At 55.2% G+C, this 17,138-nt stretch carries 16 protein-coding genes; 1 reads left to right on the forward strand and 15 read right to left on the reverse strand.

Translation table 11 applies throughout. The annotated features are described in order from the left end of the window. Positions 1-15 precede the first annotated feature (15 nt). Entirely contained in the window at positions 16-672 is a 657-nt protein-coding gene (locus QEH54_RS00595; protein WP_309016665.1) for a metallophosphoesterase, read from the forward strand. A gap of 502 nt (positions 673-1,174) precedes the next feature. Here the strand turns inward: QEH54_RS00595 and QEH54_RS00600 are convergent. The 15 genes from QEH54_RS00600 to QEH54_RS00670 form a co-directional block, all read right to left on the reverse strand. Continuing rightward, complete coding sequence (locus QEH54_RS00600; RefSeq protein WP_309016666.1) at positions 1,175-1,891, reverse strand: SprT family zinc-dependent metalloprotease; 717 nt, start codon at positions 1,889-1,891, stop codon at positions 1,175-1,177. Next, positions 1,891-5,010, reverse strand: coding sequence for an HsdR family type I site-specific deoxyribonuclease (locus tag QEH54_RS00605; protein WP_309016667.1), 3,120 nt, complete (start codon positions 5,008-5,010; stop codon positions 1,891-1,893). The genes QEH54_RS00600 and QEH54_RS00605 overlap by 1 nt, the downstream gene beginning before the upstream one ends. Before the next feature lie 40 nt (positions 5,011-5,050). Continuing rightward, positions 5,051-5,785 (reverse strand): zeta toxin family protein, encoded by a 735-nt coding sequence (locus QEH54_RS00610; protein ID WP_309016668.1) that lies wholly within the window; start codon positions 5,783-5,785, stop codon positions 5,051-5,053. Next, positions 5,782-6,009, reverse strand: coding sequence for a hypothetical protein (locus QEH54_RS00615; protein ID WP_309016669.1), 228 nt, complete (start codon positions 6,007-6,009; stop codon positions 5,782-5,784). The genes QEH54_RS00610 and QEH54_RS00615 overlap by 4 nt, the downstream gene beginning before the upstream one ends. 804 nt (positions 6,010-6,813) lie before the next feature. Next, complete coding sequence (locus QEH54_RS00620; protein WP_309016670.1) at positions 6,814-7,332, reverse strand: DUF4411 family protein; 519 nt, start codon at positions 7,330-7,332, stop codon at positions 6,814-6,816. Next, a complete protein-coding gene (locus tag QEH54_RS00625; protein ID WP_309016671.1) occupies positions 7,329-8,423 on the reverse strand; it encodes an ImmA/IrrE family metallo-endopeptidase in 1,095 nt (364 codons plus the stop codon). The genes QEH54_RS00620 and QEH54_RS00625 overlap by 4 nt, the downstream gene beginning before the upstream one ends. A gap of 134 nt (positions 8,424-8,557) precedes the next feature. Then, a complete protein-coding gene (locus tag QEH54_RS00630; protein ID WP_309016672.1) occupies positions 8,558-9,103 on the reverse strand; it encodes an endonuclease NucS domain-containing protein in 546 nt (181 codons plus the stop codon). An 81-nt stretch (positions 9,104-9,184) separates the two neighbouring features. After that, positions 9,185-9,490: a hypothetical protein gene (locus QEH54_RS00635; RefSeq protein ID WP_309016673.1), complete on the reverse strand. Its 306-nt coding sequence runs from the start codon at positions 9,488-9,490 to the stop codon at positions 9,185-9,187. Next, a complete protein-coding gene (locus QEH54_RS00640) occupies positions 9,491-10,009 on the reverse strand; it encodes a hypothetical protein (protein ID WP_309016674.1) in 519 nt (172 codons plus the stop codon). 1 nt (position 10,010) lies between these two features. Beyond that, entirely contained in the window at positions 10,011-10,952 is a 942-nt protein-coding gene (locus QEH54_RS00645; protein ID WP_309016675.1) for a hypothetical protein, read from the reverse strand. 16 nt (positions 10,953-10,968) lie between these two features. Further along, entirely contained in the window at positions 10,969-12,180 is a 1,212-nt protein-coding gene (locus QEH54_RS00650) for a restriction endonuclease subunit S (protein WP_309016676.1), read from the reverse strand. Beyond that, the gene (locus tag QEH54_RS00655) at positions 12,171-14,744 is read right to left on the reverse strand and encodes a class I SAM-dependent DNA methyltransferase (protein ID WP_309016677.1); all 2,574 of its coding nucleotides are present in this window, start codon (positions 14,742-14,744) and stop codon (positions 12,171-12,173) included. The genes QEH54_RS00650 and QEH54_RS00655 overlap by 10 nt, the downstream gene beginning before the upstream one ends. Positions 14,745-15,016: 272 nt before the next feature. Beyond that, positions 15,017-15,163 (reverse strand): hypothetical protein, encoded by a 147-nt coding sequence (locus QEH54_RS00660; protein WP_309016678.1) that lies wholly within the window; start codon positions 15,161-15,163, stop codon positions 15,017-15,019. Between the two features lie 6 nt (positions 15,164-15,169). After that, positions 15,170-16,552, reverse strand: a complete 1,383-nt coding sequence (locus tag QEH54_RS00665) for a hypothetical protein (RefSeq protein ID WP_309016679.1) — start codon at positions 16,550-16,552, stop codon at positions 15,170-15,172. Beyond that, on the reverse strand, positions 16,549-17,088 hold the full coding sequence (locus QEH54_RS00670; RefSeq protein WP_309016680.1) for a hypothetical protein: 540 nt from the start codon (positions 17,086-17,088) through the stop codon (positions 16,549-16,551). Before QEH54_RS00670 ends, QEH54_RS00665 begins: the two co-directional genes overlap by 4 nt. Positions 17,089-17,138 lie beyond the last annotated feature (50 nt).

Consider the following 17,138-nt stretch of genomic DNA (forward strand, 5'->3'; position numbering starts at 1 on the left):
AGCAATGAATTTTATATGAAGGTGACATTGATTTCCGACACGCACACGATGCACGACAGGCTTCCTCCGCTTTCGGGCGACGTGCTCGTCCATGCGGGCGATTTCTACGATTTGGCCGAGTGTAGGGACAAAAAACTAAAGAGGCTCAATGCGTGGTTCGCGAAGCAGGATTTCCAGGTAAAGCTATTTGTTCCTGGGGACCACGACATTCCCGTTTTTAAAAGCTGGCGTGCTGGAAAGAATTATTTGAGCGAGGCGACGCTACTCGTGGATTCAGTTTATGAATACGAAGGCGTGCACTTTTATGGTTCGCCATGGGTGCCCAACGCCGATGGCTACGCATTCGCCATGGAGGACGAGCGAATTGAAGAGACATGGAGCAAAATACCGCTTGAGACGGATGTTCTGATTACGCATGTGCCGCCATTTGGTGCACTCGATGACGGTCCTTTCGACCGAGGATTAGGCTGCCGTGTTCTGCGGCGAAAAGTTCGCGAGGTGAGGCCGTGTTGTCATGTCTATGGCCACATACATTGGAGTAGCGGCTACCAGAAGCTTGGTGGAACGCGATTCGTAAACTCCTCTTACGTGAACCAGTTGCGATTCAATGAACCTCGAGTTTTCGAGATTACGCGAAGCTTCGGAGGGCGGTTGGACGCCAGCCCTATTTAATCGTGAGGAGAGGTGGTGCTCTTTACGAGAGGAACTGCCAGTAGAAACGGTGTAGAAGCTCAGATTCAAAAGATAGCGGCGTTCGCAATACGGACGTCGCTAATTCACGCGATAACGGTTGTTGGTTGTGAGTGCGCGGTCTTCACTTTTTCGCGTTGGGATCTGAGGCTCGAGCTCATTGTGAGTGCTTAGTTTGAGCGGGGTTGTGATACGCTCTCAGAACCGTGGCGTAGCCCCTTAAATTCTCAAAAACCGAACGGCTCTGCATTTTGTAATTTCGCGACTGGATAATGGCAAGTAAGCCAATTTCCCCCATCCGATTTACGTGAAATGCAATGTTACCCGGTCGCGAGTCGGTTTCGGGTTTTCGCGGGGCGGGGGATAGCGCTTTTGAGCCGAGCGCTTCGAATCTAATCAAAGCGATACGTGTTCGATCTTCGGGCTGTTTCCCTAGCTCTTACTTTCGATGTGGTGGGATGCAGCGTCAAGTACCGCTCATCATTCAATAACTCCACTCCCGGTGGCTTACGGGGATTCGGTTCAAAACCTTACGGTGTTCCTTCCACTGGGGAACGTAGAGGTTCATCATCGATTTGAAGCGGTCGTTGTGGGTCGGCTCGATCAAGTGGACGATCTCGTGTGCAACGATGTACTCGAGGCATTCCTTCGGCTTCTTGGCGAGCTCGAGGTTTACGATGATCTTTCTGTTCTGCGGAATGCAGGAACCCCACTTGGTTTTCATTTTGCGAACCTGCCAATCGGATACCGTGGCACCGATCACCTTTTCCCACCTGACGATGATCGATGGCAACGCGTCGGCCAGTTGCTTTCGGTACCAATCTTCTATGACCTGCTGACGCTTTCTCTCGCTCGCCCCCGGCCGTATCGTCAGCGCAATTTTGCGGTGCTTGAGTTCGACCTTCGGCTTCGCCTTTTTTTCAGCAAGCGACAGCAAGTAGCGCTTCCCCCAGAGGTAGTGGCTCTCGCGTTCGAGAAACTCTCGTTTCGGCTCTCGTTTTTGGGCGATCTGTTTGCGCTGCTGCTTCCGGATCCAAGGGAGCTTGTTGGCCGCAAACGCCCGGATCGTCTCCAGATTCATCTCTTCCGGAGCCGCGATGCGCACACGCCCCGTTGGCGGGTAGACGGAGAGATGGACGTTCTTGATTCGTTTGCGAACCAAGTCCACCGAAAGGTCATTCAACTTCAACTGCTCGACCATCAGTATTCGCTTTGCTGCTTCAGGATGGGGAAGATCTTCTCAACCTCGTCTTCGTTTTGCAGAATCGCGAACAAGGCGGCCTTGATGGTCCGCTCTTTCGCTTCGTGTCCTCTCCAGCCGTGCGGGCTGACTTGCTTGATCGTCTTGTCGATAACCAGTGCCAGGTCGGCCGTCGGATCGTTCGAGTCCGCTTCAGCGTACCGGCCTGCGGCTTCCGCTGCAGTATCCGACTGGAGATTGTTGTAGATCGCTCTTTGCCCGGCGGTCCTAACTTTCGAAGGTGTCGAGTCATCTGCTCCTCGGCCGACATCTCTGGCTAGATTGGCGATGCGGCGCAGGTACTCTTCGTACTCCATGGCCCTGCGCCTACGGGCGGCGATGATCTCGTCGAGCAGGGCGGACATGCGTTCGTAGTACGCGGGGTCGTTCAGGTGCTCGCGAATGATGGTGCTGCGAACATTGTTCTCGATCGTTTCAGCGACCGACTCCGGGTTGTTCCGCATCTCTTCGGGCAAACTGTTAACCGCTTCGTCGATTCCGGACGAAACGATGAGATCGACCAGCGGCGTTTCGTCGAAGGAAGAAATTTTTCGGGATTCGTTGGCCTCGATGTAGGTATCGATCAAATGCCGCATGTCGGCCTCGTAGGCTTTCAGGTCGATCGTCTCTCCGCTGGCTCGACGGATGATTTCTCGAAGCTTCAGGTAGCGGTCGATCTCGCCCTTGATGCGCTCCGCCTCTCCTGCGTTGAAGCCGGCAGCGTCCAGCTCATCCGAAACGCTGGCGAAGGCACGCACCAGGGAAGCTACGCTGCGGTAAAGAGCGACCCGTCTCGGCTCCCTTTCTTCCAGGTCGGAGGCGATCTCCGTGTTGCCGCAAAAATACTGGATATGCTCCAGCTCGCCGCGCGGACTTCTGACGGGTTCGCATAAGGCGGCGAGCGATTCCAGAGCGTCCTCTAGCCTTTGCCTTCCGCGCTCCAGTCGATCTTGCAGTAGGATCTCGGAGTTGCCTTCGGAGCACTCGTCCTTGTCCAATTCGGAGGTGTAAACCTGGAGGGCTCCGGTCTGCTGATCGTTGACTAGGTTCTGGAAGAGGTCCTTGTAGTCGACGATGTATCCAAAATCCTTGTCTTCCCCATCAAGACGGTTGGTACGGCAAATCGCCTGGAAGAGACCGTGGTCGCGCATCGACTTGTCGATGTAGAGGTAGGTGCAGCTGGGCGCGTCGAAGCCGGTAAGCAGCTTGTCCACGACGATGAGCAGCTTCATGCGAGCAGGCTCCTCTACGAACAATTGCTTGGAGCGATCCTCGTAGGCTTCCGTCTTGGTCATGCTGCCTTGCGGCTTCACGTCCTTCAGTAGCTTTTGATAGAGGTGGTAAACGAACTCCTTTTCGGTTTTCGTGTTCTCTCCGGTATCCTCCTGGTTGATATCGCTGACCTGTGGATTGTAGGAGGTGATAACGGCGCACTTCCCCTTGAATGGGGTGTTCTGGAAGAGCTCGAAGTACTTGCAGGCCTCGTGGATGCTGGAGGCCACGAGGATCGCGTTGCCGCGTTGGTTGCTCAGGCGAGGCTTCACATTGAAGTCGAAGATAATGTCGCTCACCACCCGGTCCATGCGGGACCGAGAGCTTAGCACCTTCTGCTTCGTTCCCCATTGCTCGCGCAGGGCGGCGCGCTGCCAATCGTTCAGGCCGCGCGTTTTCGAGTCGAACCAAGCGTCCACCTTTTCGGGCGACCCAAGGCGTTGATCTATGTCTCGAGCCTCGTATACCAGGTCTAGCACCACCTCGTCCTCGACGGCTTCTCCGAAGCGATAAGTGTGTATGTACCGTTCGAATACCTCCAGCGTGGTCTGCTTGTCGCGACGCAGCAGGGGAGTGCCTGTAAATCCGATGAAGATCGCTTGCGGGATAAGGGCTTTCATCGTCCGGTGCAGCTTTCCGCTTTGCGTACGATGGCACTCGTCGACGAAGACGTAGAGCTCGCCCACCGTTGCGCTGGGCTGCGACTCCAGTTCCCTGATGAAGCGGTCAAAGTCGTCCACCCCCTTTTTGCCGAACTTGTGAACGAGCGAACAGAGCAGGCGCGGTTTCGCTTGCGAGAGCTGGCTCATCAGGTCGCGGCCGCTTCGCGTTCGGTGGATCTTTTCGCCCGTGCTGGAGAAGACGCTTTCGATCTGCTTGTCCAGTTCGTCGCGGTCGGTGACCACTACGACACGCGCCTCGGGGTTGTTCTCCAATATCCACTTGGCGAGCAGCACCATGACGATGCTCTTTCCGCTGCCTTGCGTATGCCAGATGATGCCGCCTTGCTTTCGGGCGATGCGTTCCTGGGCGGCTTTGATCCCGAAGTACTGGTGGTGCCGCGGGACCTTCTTGATTCCGCCGTCGAAGAGCACGAAGTCGTACACGATTTCCAAGAAACGTTTCTTGTCGCAGAGCTTCAGCAGGTACTTGTCCAGCTTGAGGCGAGCATTGTCGTCCTCGTCTTCCTTCCATTTCAGGTAGTACTTCTCTGGAGTTCCAACCGTTCCGTAGCGCAGCCCCTCCGAGTCGTTGCCAGCCAACACCAGCTGCATCGTCGCGAAGAAGTCCCCTATGAATTCCGGCTTCTGGTTGTTGATGTTCTGCCGTATCCCGTTTCCTATCGACTTGCGGCTGTTTTTCAGTTCCAGCACGCCGAGCGCGATCCCGTTCACGTAGAGAACCACGTCTGGTCGCTTCTCATGCTGGCCATGCACGGTCACTTCCTCGGCGATGCCGAAGTCGTTGGCCTCGGGAGTTTCCCAATTGATGAGCTGGATGCTCTCCGTGTTTTCGCCAGCCTCAGCCTTCACCGGCACGCCGTAGCGCAGGAGTGAATACACGGCCTTATTGTTTTCGTAGAGCGTGCGGCTGCGATTGCTCGCCTCGACCTTTAGCGAGTGGATGGCCCGGCTGATCTGCTCGTTGCGATAGCCCGCTCTCGTAAGGTAGTCTCCCAAGACTGCTTCTTCGACATTGCTGTTGCCAGCCCGGTCCTGCCAATGGCCGAGGTAGCGGTATTTCAGTTCGTCGACGAACAAGGCGACGACTCGATTCTGGGTAACGCGTTCCGCTTGGCCAATTGTCATGAGGGGAGGGGGATTCAAGAGTTGGGAGATGAATGGATCGCTAGCTATCAGTCGCTTTATCGAGTACGTAGCGTTTGAACCATTGTGGAATGGTATCCGATTTGTATTCGAGTGTTTCTCCGTCCGTGATTTCAGCCAGCCAGGACTTTTCTACATTGTCGCTAGAGTTGTCGAAAACGAATGCTCGATTCGAAACCTGGATAGCGTCCCATAGCAAATCGAGAGAGCGGTAGTATCGCGATACCGTTTTGTCTGGAGGCACTGAATGACCGCCTTTTCGCACCCGGTTCTCGACCCGTGAGCAGTTGATGTCCGGGTCCTCCGTGGCCACGAAGTACAAATAGGTTCGATAGCCAGCCGACTGAGCTTCACGAAGCAGCTCAACCTTGCTCGGATGTGACATCACCGTTTCAAAGGTAAAACTCCTCCTCGCTTTCAAAAGCTCGTGCCGGACGAATTCTGCGAGGACTGCCGCAAGGTAAGGGGAGGTCGACTCCCTTGGAAGGGATAAACTGTTCTCGCCAATCAGAAGCCCAATTGACTTCAAGTCGGCAAGGCGGTCTGAGATTTCCAGGAACTGGTTCAGCTGGACGCCCAATCCCTTTAGCCCGAAGGCAGACAAATCGAATTTTCCCGTTTGTTGAAGTCCCTGTGCAATTTCGTCCGCGTTGATGTACACTCCATAGAGTTCGGGGCCGATGACCCCCTTTAGCGTGCTTTTCCCTGAACCGTTCGGACCGGCGAACATCCGGACGCGAGGCGTGCCTGCAGTCATTTGATGCGACGGACTTCGCCTTTTTTCACCTTGTAGGGAGAACCTATCGACTTGAGGAAGACCTTCTTGCGATTGGGTTCGATGCGGAAAAGGTCGCCGTTCTCCATTTCGACGACGCTATTCCCGGAATTCAGTACCTGCTCGCGGGCTCCGTGAAAGGCAATACCTGACAACGGAGGCAATTGCGCTTCAACAAGTTCCGAGTTTTCGTCCTCATGCCGCATATGTGAAAGTTACTAGATCGGAACTGGCTTCGTCAAATTCAATTCCCTAGTGACCCCGGCGCCTAATTACTTCTAAAAATTGCGTTCCGAATTGGGCGGTCGAGAGTGCCCCGTGAGCCAACGAGTAATATTGTTCTCTCCGAATCCCATGATGCCTGAAGCTTCGCGTTGTGTCAGACAATACAATACTTTGTCAGGAAGGTTTGGACTTCATCGGGTGTGATGAGGGCGTCAGTTTATTGAGCCAGGCGTCGATCTTCCTATTTCCGTCATTGCCGATAACCAGATAGCCGCAGTGGTCGCAATGTAGCGTGGGAACATTGGATACCGTCACCTCTGTACCTGAGGATAAGCTTGTTTGGTAGTCTCGATAGACTGTACGGAGTCGGCCTGTTTCGCATTCGAAACAGGCGAGCTCCTCGGAACTGTTTTCGCTCTTCTTCTCGGCCTTCTTCGAAAGTTTGGCAGGGGTGGGATCCTCGGCAAGGCTTGGGCTGTATCGCTCTCGTGTACGGCCACTTTCACTTTGGGTGGAGGGCCATCGACAAAAGGACGCATGTTGTGTAAGTTTGAGTTCTGTATTTGGCAAGTAAGCCAATTCCCCCCATGCGATTTATGCGGGACGCGATGTCCAGGGCCATCAAAGCTGATTAGGCTCCTGCGTTTGTTTTCAGCTTTCCGCGATCTCGCCAAAGTATTCATGCTTCTATGCCGGAGCGTAAAATCCGTCGAACTAAATTTTGAGCCCAACTTTTAAATAAGGCCTGGCGCTAATTAAATTTCCGAGAAGGAGTTGTTCTCGCATCAAGGCGTGAAACGATACTGCGCCCCGAGTCTGTGAAGCATGGAGAACGTGTCTTCGTAGCGGACGGAAAATTCGTCGCAGACATCGGGAAGCTTGATTTCCTTCTTGGATTCGGGGGCGGGTTGCTCGTTGGTCACGACGGTCGTTCCATACACACGACAGTAAGCGACCAGCCATCCGTCTGCCCCACTGGCGAACTTCGCCTTTGCCGCGTCGGTGAAACGGGTGTGACGCTGCGACCACATCATGATCTCACGGAAAGCGTCGACGACGTCGCTCACACCACAGGTATGAAAGAACTCGTTGGGTACCGAGTTGCTGACCCATTTGACGAGATCGTCATCGGGACTACCATTGAGAAGCTCCTGCTTCACGCGATCGATGCTGTGCAGACTGCCGCTCGAATACCCATGAAGGAGACTTTCCCAGAAACCTGGACAAATCGGAAACGCGTAATAGCGGTTCTTGGCCGTAATCAGCACGTCCGAATCGATCAGGTAGCTGAGGTTATTGCTCATGGCAGGGGAACTCCAATCTTCCGTGCGTACTTCTGAAAAGCCCCGCCATTCAGGCCAGACAGATCGTAGGCTTCCTTGAAACCGATGCGTCCTTCCTTGGCAGCCCGAATGACTTGCGAGGCGAACAACCGACCGACTCGCGTATTCTGGTTGTTGTAAAAATCCCCGCCCCCAGTACGAGCAGCCTTCATTCGACGCTCCTGTTGGGTGTAGAAGCGATAGAAACTAAAGAACTCCTCACGGTCGACGAGTCGGAGGTCCATTGCCCGACGGCCGACTACAACCGGACTCACTTTGAAACGCCCTGCCAACTTCTCGAATGGGGTATCGCTATTCGCGACACTCGGCCATGCCGCTCGCATCTCCGCCTCAGGAACAAGAAATTCCGCTGCTGCCTGGTCGCAGAAACGCTCCACCGCATCGCCATCCGGTTGAAGCCCCTTGAATCCCGACAGGCCTTCGCCCGCTTCGCCAAGCCAAAGATGAGCTAACTCGTGAGCGAGAGTAAACATCTGGGCGGACTTCGCGTCGGAGCCGTTGACGAAGACAAGCGGGGCATGCGGGTCGCTCAAAGCGAAGCCTCGAAACTCCTTCACGTCCAACTTGCGACGCGTGTTGTTCCCTACCACCCCATTGATCACCGCCATTACGCCCAAGGCTTCGATTGCATTGCGAAGCTCTCCGACGGCAGCGGTCCAAGTTGGCACCCTGTGAGCCCAGCCATCGTCAAGCCCAACCACGCGACGCATTTCTCGACCGATCGCTTCCGGATTGTCGGAAAGGTCGGCCGACCCGACAAAAGACAGAACATCCGCTTCCGCTTCGATTCGCTCCTCCCGCAACCAAGACTGTCGACGCTGCATGGACTGTATCGTTTCCATGAGGTCGGGACTGATCCCTTGGGGACGACGGCTTTCCAGTGTACGGAAGTCAGCAAAGGGCAAGGACACTTCCGGCGGCTCCGGCAAATAGAGGTACCCAAATGGAATCCGAGTCGCCTTCGCAAAGGCTTCGAGCTGCTTCATCGTAGGCTGCTCCTGCTCCGCCTCCCACTCCGCCAAGTGCGGAAACTTCGAAACCAGGTCAGACACAGCCAATCCCGCGCGCTCACGCGCCCAGCGAAGGACTGTTGGACTGACTGCGATGCGGTTCATTAACGTTTATTTAGGGAAGACTGGTTCAGAGAGACAAGAGTAAGCATTTAAGGTTGGCCAAGAGTTAGGAGCTAGGAGTCCTTCAGCAGCCGAAAGCTGACTTGGTACCGGTAAAAGTCTATGTTGGTCGCAGCCCGAAGGGCACGGCGGAGTTTTAGGTCGTTTTCGAGGGCGATGATCACCCCGCGTACCGTTTGATGGGGCTCAGCGAGTTCTTCCATGGCGTAACCCATGTAGCGTTGTATCTGTCCTACGACTACATCGCTGGCCCGGCCGCGTTTGAGTTCGATAATCAGGATCTCCTTCTGATCCTTGCTGACCGCGAGGATGTCGATCGGTCCCGTATCGCTTGGGCACTGCTGCCCTTTTACTTCGCCGTCTTCGGAATAGATGTCGTAGCTCTTACCAAGATCGGTGTACTGCCAGTTGGCGACGAGAAAGTCTTCGAGGTGCTTCTCCAGAGCGAACACAGATGGGTCTTCAACGGTCTCATCGGAAACAATTATGTCAGGCCTCACTGCTTGGCCACCAATGAGTTTCTCCTGTTCTTCCGCGTAGCCGGTGATGTCGCAGCAGGTGCCGGTTGAGTTGGTAGAGCGTTGCAGGGCTTCTCTCATGTCTGCCCGATCGAAGAGGTCGCTGTACCAAGTGACGGACCTTCGATGAGGGAGGATATCGTCGGGAGCGTAATAATAGGGTCAGGTGATTTCGCCCGCTCGGTAACGTCCTGAACCATTTGGGGTGATGATCACGTCGCCTTCCTTGAGGCCTTTGCTCATTGTCCAGGTGAAGCCGCAGGCCAATCCCGCCGCGATGGCACTCTTGCCCGGATGTTTCTCCAAGTAGATCGGCCTAAACTCCTTGTTGAATTCACGCCAATTTTCAGGGAGCCGTCCCGTAAGGTCCTCGCGGATACCGTAGTCGACTCCGATAAATCCTTCCTTGTAGCAGCGATCCGCATACACGCTTTGCTGCCCGGCCATGACTCTGTTGTAGGATTTCATCTAGCTGCGATTACTTTCTGGAGACTTCTCAGCCTCAATCTTCTTGAACCATTGATGGTGAGCCAAAACGAGCTGTACAGTAAGGTATACAACCAGAGCAATTGTCGTGAAACCAAGGCCGACACAGATCGCCGTCGACCAGTTAGTCTGAACAAAGCCCAACGTCATCTGGGAAAGTGATGTCGTCAGAGCCAAAATCACGTTAGTAGATAATGCGATTCCTACTCTTTCCAAGCTACCATAGTAGCGTACCTCTTTTCCTTTGTCTCTCAACTGCCTTATCTTGCGAGCATGGTCGGTACTCTCGTATGCCTCTTTCAGTCTCTGAATGATTCCCGTCTGAAGAGTAAGTAGAAAGCTCCCCAAGGTCAGGAAACCAGTAAACATTGGAACTCTGGCATTCGTGAAATATCCAGAAACCCAATGGTCCGCACACCCAACGTAGCGCTCTAGCAAAACATAGAACCCGACAGTCGAGATCAACACGGACGAAACTAGAACTGCGAAGAACTTTTTCATCTCATGCGTGTAGCAATAGATTCAATACGCTCTCACCCGAAGCCATGGCAGCCAGTTTGCTGACAACCTCAGATCCGCCAATCGATTTGGGCCAATCATCCAAATCGAGAACGAGGTCTTTGATTGATTCGTCGTAGTCGAATTCATTGAAGACCAAAGGATTCTTGTCCTTGAAAAACTGTCTTCGATTCTTGTTTGAATCATATCCAGATACGATTACCTCAGCGACCTCTTGAGCATTTGAAAGCTCAACTGCCGAATCCGCTAGCTCCTCGATATCGGAATCAGGGGGGAATGTAAGCTTAATGATTTCGTTAGATGCCTTTTCTACGATTCCGCGAAGGAATGTCTCCTTCGTTTCCAAAGTCGCCAGACGTAACTCGAAGCTGGATACCCGTTTCAATCCCTTTACGAGGTCTTTCAAATCAGTATCATTACAAAGCTGTATGAGCGATAAGGTCCCTTTGTAGTCCTGTGCTATCTCTTTGGCTTCTTTTTTGGTTTTCCCGGATACTGCAGCCTCCTTTTGGAGCCTGGCTTCTGCCGCAAAAAGCTTCCGGCATATCACCGCAAATGAAGTAATGCTAGTACCATGATAGTGATGGGCAAGCAAACCACTCCCGGTTTCTGGGTGGGCAATGAAATACGTTAACTCAACAAGCTTTTCATTCTCTGCCAGAATTTCCGCCGTAAGAGTTGTCTTCCCATCCGACTCCGTCAGCTTCGTGAACGCCTTCGAATCGCGCACCTTGAGGATCATACCGGCCCACCATTCCATCGGTCCGTCCTTACCTTCAAAAGTAACTTTGGTCGCACCATATTGATACAGTTTACCTAGTTTCGCTCCAGCGTTGGCCGACATGAAACCGTAAAGATCGGTGATGTTCATCGCACGGGGTACAATATCGTTCTTGAATTTGAATCCGTAGACTTTGGTTTTCATGTCGTTCGGGGGTGCTCTAGAGGAGTCGGGTTTTGCCGGTTAGGAGTTCTGGCATCATGCCTTGCTTGAGTTGGCGGGCTTTGGAGAGCTTGGCTTCGAGGGCGGCGATTTCCTCGTCCATGTCGCTGAGCGTTTCGGCGATGGCGGTTTGCTCGGCTTTGCTGCCAGGAATCGTGACCTCGATCTTGTTGAGTTCGGAGCGGTTCAGTTTTGCACGAGTGCCGCTAGCGATGAATGGCATTAGGTTTTTGTGGACTAGCGAATAGAAAAGGAATCCTTGGTCAGTATCCTGTTTGGCCTTGAGTATGTGAGCGTGATTGTTCACCCAGCACTTTCCGGTCATACGATAAGCAATCGGACGGTACATGTACTCATCGAAGTAACCACCATCTTCGGCCATCAAGATAACATCGTCATCGACAACGTAGTCATTGATGTAGTCCAAAACGCCATTCGCTCCGCAATATGGTATGCTGCCCTTTCTTTTTTGACGTTCAGCATCGTTGAGCGGGACGCGGAGATTGTCCAAGCAGTCGGCTACCTCTTCCAAAACTGCCTTGCCCCAATCACCGGAAAAGCCGGGGAGGCGTTTTTGGCCGGTGAGGAGTTGCTGCATGGCGCCTTGTTTGATTTGGCGTTTTTTGGCGATGAGTTGCTCCAGGGATTCAATGAGGGCATCCGCATCGCTTAAGGCTTCGGCGATGGCTTCTTGTTCGGCTTTGGTGGGTGGCCACGCGAGAGGCAATCGTTCAAGTCGCGAGCCTCCAAGGTGTGCGATCGAAGTCGTTTGAAGGGCGATTTTTGCAAACACACCTGTCTGCTGACAGTATCGAAATAGGTACGACGCGTATTTTGCCGATGCGTCAGCGAAAGACCGGAAGCGGAGAAGTGCATTTTGAATAGCACATGGTTCTGGGTATTCGCCTTGGTAGATGGAACAACGCCCAACGAGCTCTAAACTTTGCCCCTCGTTCAAGAGGACGTCGCCAGATCGCACCTGAAATTGTGTAAACTGCTCATCGGTCATCGGCATCGTGAGCACATCATCAGTGACAATACGACCATCGAAGACATTCTTAGTTCTGAGGTAAGGGCGCTGTCTGCCGGGAGCATTTACTGCCAATGCTTTCCCAGTGACAACTTTTCCTTTTTGGCTGACTGGAACGACATCCCAATCCTCCGGAATCTCACCAACCTCCGTTTGCTTGTATCCATTTTTCACTGCCATGCGAAGCCCATCCTTTCTAGGTGCTGGCTGACTTTGGACTCTAGGTCGGTGACGCGGGTGGTGAGTTCGGGGAGCGGCTGGGCGTAGCGTTCGGCCAGGTCTTTGACGCGTTGGGTGAGGCTCTGGCTGATACGGTCGGTTTCGCCGTGGATGGCGGTCGCGAGCGTGGCGAGCCACTTGTCGTCGACGACGAGGGTCTTGATGTCTTCGGGAGTGAGCTTGGGGTAGTGAGCGAGCGCTAAAGCATCGAGTTCGGACTCGGCTTGCTTGATTTGCTTTTTGAGGGCGGCTTCTGCTTCGGAGGATTCGAGGTAGGCGAGCAAGGCGTCGACTTCGTCGACGGAGGTCTCGGAGCCGTAGGAGGCGGATTCTTCCGCGGCGAGGAGGTCAGGTTGGGTGGTGGATGCGCTTCTGCGCCCGCCGGGACGTCGGGCGCCACCTTTTATTCCGAGCTCTTTGAGGCGGGCGGTGACGTTGGCTTTGTTGACTTTGTCTAGGTCGGAGAAGGCGCCGTCGTCGCCGCTTTGTTCTTCTTCCAGCTCTTTGAGGCGGGCGGTGGCGGCTTCGAGCTGGGACTGGAGGGCTTCGAGCTCTGCTTGCTCGGCGGCGAAGTAGCGGGCGACGATGAGCGGCTTGGGCACCAGCTCGCAGGTCCAGCCTTTGTCCACGGTCTGGCCCTTCTTTTTGCCTTTTGTAATTTCTTCTAGGATACGCTCGGGCTTGGCAATCCAGCCGTCTTGCGTGATTAGGTAGCAGTCGTCCTGCATCGTCTCCTCCCAGAAATCCATGAGGTGCTGGTAGACGTCGTAGCGATCGATGAGCGGCGAATCGGCGTAGTGCTCGAGCAAGTCTTCCGAGAGCTCGTGAATGAGGGTCTTGGGATGGAAGCCTAGATCGAGTTGCTTGAGCTGAGCGGAGGCTTTCTTTCGCCAGGCAGCGAAGTGTTTTTCGAGGGAGGCAATGAAGGATGCGAATTCCTTGTGGGATTGGATGGTGGGTTTTATTTGGTCGGGGGTGACGGTGAGGTCGGAGTAGGCGCGTTGCGGCTGTCTCGGCGAGACAGCCCTACCTTTGAAAAGCGAGCTTTTCAGGCTGGGGCAGACTTGCCAGTAGCGGTCGAGGGCGTCGATGTCGCGCTGGGGGATGCCGCCGCGGAGGTGGGCTTCGATGTCTTGGATGTCCTCCTTGGCTTGGCTGTCGATGTAGCGCGGGAGGTTGAGATTGAAGTCGTTTTTCTCGATCTCCTCGAAGGGGACTTCGCGGGCGTAGCCGGGCAGCGCGATCCGTTTCTTGAATACGTCCACGATCTTGTGAATGTCCATGCTGCGGAGGCGGTTCTTGTTGCCGTCCTTCATGAAGCCGGAGGAGGCGTCGATCATGAAGATGGGGCGACGCTCCTGGGCATGCTCCTTGTCGAGTACGATGATGCAGGCGGGAATGCCCGTGCCGTAAAAGAGGTTGGCTGGGAGTCCGATGATACCGGCGAGGAGGCCGCGCTTGACCAGCTCACGCCGGATGGCGGCTTCGGCATTGCCGCGAAAGAGCACGCCGTGCGGGAGAATGCAGGCTCCCTTGGCGGTGGACTTCATGGAGCGGACGATGTGCAGAAGGTAGGCGTAGTCGCCTTGCTTGGCGGGCGGGACGCCGAAGCCGTCGAAGCGATGGAAGTTGCGCGAGGCTTGGTCGACGCTGTCGCTGTCGGCCGGTACGCCGATCTCGTCGGGATGGAGGCCGCTGGTCCAGCGCTTGTCGCTGAAGGGTGGATTGGCGACCACGAAATCGAAAGTCTGCAGGGCGTCGCCTTGGAGGAACTTGGGATTGGCGAGGGTATTGCCCGGACGCACGGTGGCGGTTGGCCGGTCGTGCAGGATCATGTTCATGCGAGCCAACTGGGCGGTGGTGGAATCCTTTTCCTGTCCGTAGATGGTGATGTCGGAATCCGCCTCGCCCGCGACCTTGAGCAGCAAGGAGCCCGAGCCGCAAGTCGGGTCGTAGACGGTGGTGGCGTTGGTCGTCTGGGCTTCGTGGATACCTAGGATGGCGGCCATGACGCGGCTGACTTCGGCCGGGGTGTAGAACTGGCCCTTGGACTTGCCGCTCTCGGTGGCGAAGTGCCGCATGAGGTACTCGTAGGCGTCGCCCAGAATGTCGTCGCCTTCGGCCCGGTTCCTCGAGAAATCGAGCTCCTTCTTCTGGAAGATGGAGATGAGGTTGGTGAGGCGGTCGACGATCTCTTTGCCCGAGCCGAGCTTGTTGGCGTCGTTGAAATCGGGGAAGTCGGCTTGGGAGAGCTGCTCGTTGGCGGCGGCCAGCGGGGCGATGATGCGCTTGTTGATCTGGTCGCCGATGTCGGTCTTGCCCTTGAGCTTGACCATGTCGGCGAAGCTGGCACCGTCCGGGATGACGATGGGAGCGTAAGGCTGACCAGCGTACTTGTCGGAGATGTATTTTAGGAAGAGGAGGACGAGAACGTAGTCCTTGTACTGGGAGGCGTCCATGCCGCCGCGCAACTCGTCGCAGCTCTGCCAAAGGGAGGAGTAAAGTTCGGATTTCTTGAGGGCCATGAGGGATGGGAAAGTGATGGGTGAGCGCCGCGGAAAGGGAAGCGGAAAAAAGCGGTCTCGCGCCGGCGAGGGCGGCGCGTGGCAGCGTCAGCGAAAGTACGGAGCTAACGAAGGGCTGGGCAACGGGAAAAGTTGGGCTTTTGCGACGGAGATCTGCGGGCTGTCGGGATACGGCCGGGAAGTGGGCGGCAGGTGGTGTGCCGCTGAGGGAGGAAGATTGTCTAATTTTTTAGGTAGGGGATGGCAAGTAAGGCAAATCCCCCTAGGTCGACTTACACGATATCGAAAGGCGACGTCGGCTGGGATCTGGATACACTTTGGTGGATGTTGTCGGTGTCTTTGCACTTGGGGTTGCAAATGGAAATGAAAAGCGCCGCTCCGTGATACGAAGCGGCGCTGAGTTTTGTGAATAGTGACAAGCTTTGCTAGAGTCCGAACGACGTGGAGTCGTCGATGTCCTTCGGCTTCTCAGGCTCGGAATGGTCCTGTTGATTTTTGTCCTCGGGACGCTTCCGTTTCTTGGCTTTCTTCTTTGCCTTGGATGACGGCGGAGGTGGCGACGTTTGAGGATCCAATGCTCCAGCAGGAGGCGACTTGTCGGCATCGTTGGATTTGCCATCGTTTGATGCCGAATCCTCTACTGCGGCAGGTAAGTGCGGAGTGGGGCGAGGCTCTTTTTTTATTTCGCCGAAGCCCGCTGCCTTTATTTTCTTAGCCACCTCCTTGAAGTACTCGTTGACCTTGTCTGCGCTTGGCTTCAGGACCCGCTGCATCACCTGGAATTTCATCTGGAAAGACTCTTCCAGTTCCGCTTCGGAGAGTGCTCTTTTCACATTTTCGTGCAAGGGCATGACGGTGCGGTGTAGGCCTCCGAGGAGTTTCAAAACGCTTTGGGCGTCTAGCACATTTTGGGCGAGGGCTTCTGCGAACTTTTGCAAGGTGTGCTTGGCAGCGTAACCTTCGCGAGCTTCCTGGATCACCCGGGCGAGGTCTTTGTCTTTTGAGAGCTCCTTCAGAAATCGCTCGGTGCTCCGGTCGACGTAGCAACTCAGTACATAGTCAGGCGGTGGTTGTCCGCTCGCAGCGCTCTTTTTGGCGAGCGAGGCCTCGGCTTCGGCGATAACAACCGGGTCGGTGATATGGCCGGTCTTGATAAGTCTCAGCGTCCCGATGAGTCCCTCCCCCGCGCGAGGGGATTTTTGGTTGCCGGGAGTCGGTGGGCCGATCTTTTTTCCATCGTCATCAACCTCGGTGGTTGCGAGGTGGGAGTGTATGGCCCCAGCCTCGGTGTGTAGTATGGACGCCAAGGCCATTGACCTCCAGTCGCACTCGTCCCAGCGACTGGGCAAGGACAGCACGAGTTTTGTGGTGAACGGCCCGAGGTCGTAGCCGTATTTGTCGAGGGCCTTGAGCGCATAGTCGTGCTCGCCAGAAAATGTGATGGTTTCCTTGCGCAAGGGATGCGGCACGTCGTGCCACCGGGTGCGGCGGCCTTTGCCCTTGCCGCGGGACTCGGTCGATTTGCGCTTCCGACGCTTTGCGGCCTTGGCTTCCATGTCGGGCACGAACTCGCCTTTTTTGTACGGGGTGCCGTCGAGTCGCCAGGCCTTGCCGACTCCTAGAGAGCGGTATTGGTAGCCGTCGATCTCGACGTACGCCCTGGTTACGACAAAGGTACGCTCGGTTTCTGCTTCGGTGCGGGAGAGTACCTGATCCTTGCGCGAGCGCTCAGACTCAGGGTCGAGATGTTCCTTTGAGGCTTTGCTGCTGATCGGGCCGCTGCTGGATCGATTTTTTGGCGAGCTCATTGTGCGTTCCCTCCTTCGACGGTGAATGGCTTGGCGATGCCGGTCTTGACGACTTCGGAGACCATGAATTTCAGGTGATCCTTGAGGTCGATCTTGTCCACGTAAGCCCGTGCAGCCTTGCGCCGGGTTTCCTTTTTGGCCAGGAAGGTCAAAATCTCGATTACGAGATAGGCCAGGATGCGGTCGCTGGTGCTGGCCTCGTAGCGCTCAAGGTACGACTTGAGCTCGGAATCGGCGATGAAGCAGGACGTCGCTTCTTGAGGCTTAAGGGATAGGGGCTCCTCAAACGTCGTGTTATTCTCGAAAGCTTCCTCGGCCTTGGCGCGTCCTTTTCGGGCCGCTGATACGGCGGACTCGATGAGGCCGGGCATCGCGGCGAGCGTCAGATCGCGATAGACTTCGATGTACTCGCTGGAGTAGGCCGGCGTCTTGGTTAGATCTCCGCTCAGCAAGCGAGAGATGGTTGTGGTTGGGAGGTAGTAACAGGCGACAGAGTCGTCGGTACCCTCGCGGTTCGGTGTTATGTTTTTGCTCATGGCGAGGGTTCCTATGAATCGTTAGTTCGCTCGCGAAAGTGTTTGGGCGA

Origin of the sequence: Pelagicoccus sp. SDUM812003, assembly GCF_031127815.1 — a bacterium.
Classification (GTDB): domain Bacteria; phylum Verrucomicrobiota; class Verrucomicrobiia; order Opitutales; family Opitutaceae; genus Pelagicoccus.

Bases quoted from the DNA above. Each gene is read 5' to 3' on its own strand.
- QEH54_RS00640 (WP_309016674.1), bottom strand. From the start codon at position 10,009: ATGAAAAAGTTCTTCGCAGTTCTAGTTTCGTCCGTGTTGATCTCGACT.
- QEH54_RS00670 (WP_309016680.1), bottom strand. From the start codon at position 17,088: ATGAGCAAAAACATAACACCGAACCGCGAGGGTACCGACGACTCTGTC.
- QEH54_RS00645 (WP_309016675.1), bottom strand. From the start codon at position 10,952: ATGAAAACCAAAGTCTACGGATTCAAATTCAAGAACGATATTGTACCC.
- QEH54_RS00595 (WP_309016665.1), top strand. From the start codon at position 16: ATGAAGGTGACATTGATTTCCGACACGCACACGATGCACGACAGGCTT.
- QEH54_RS00650 (WP_309016676.1), bottom strand. From the start codon at position 12,180: ATGGCAGTGAAAAATGGATACAAGCAAACGGAGGTTGGTGAGATTCCG.
- QEH54_RS00610 (WP_309016668.1), bottom strand. From the start codon at position 5,785: ATGACTGCAGGCACGCCTCGCGTCCGGATGTTCGCCGGTCCGAACGGT.
- QEH54_RS00635 (WP_309016673.1), bottom strand. From the start codon at position 9,490: ATGAAATCCTACAACAGAGTCATGGCCGGGCAGCAAAGCGTGTATGCG.
- QEH54_RS00665 (WP_309016679.1), bottom strand. From the start codon at position 16,552: ATGAGCTCGCCAAAAAATCGATCCAGCAGCGGCCCGATCAGCAGCAAA.
- QEH54_RS00600 (WP_309016666.1), bottom strand. From the start codon at position 1,891: ATGGTCGAGCAGTTGAAGTTGAATGACCTTTCGGTGGACTTGGTTCGC.
- QEH54_RS00615 (WP_309016669.1), bottom strand. From the start codon at position 6,009: ATGCGGCATGAGGACGAAAACTCGGAACTTGTTGAAGCGCAATTGCCT.
- QEH54_RS00630 (WP_309016672.1), bottom strand. From the start codon at position 9,103: ATGAGAGAAGCCCTGCAACGCTCTACCAACTCAACCGGCACCTGCTGC.
- QEH54_RS00655 (WP_309016677.1), bottom strand. From the start codon at position 14,744: ATGGCCCTCAAGAAATCCGAACTTTACTCCTCCCTTTGGCAGAGCTGC.
- QEH54_RS00605 (WP_309016667.1), bottom strand. From the start codon at position 5,010: ATGACAATTGGCCAAGCGGAACGCGTTACCCAGAATCGAGTCGTCGCC.
- QEH54_RS00620 (WP_309016670.1), bottom strand. From the start codon at position 7,332: ATGAGCAATAACCTCAGCTACCTGATCGATTCGGACGTGCTGATTACG.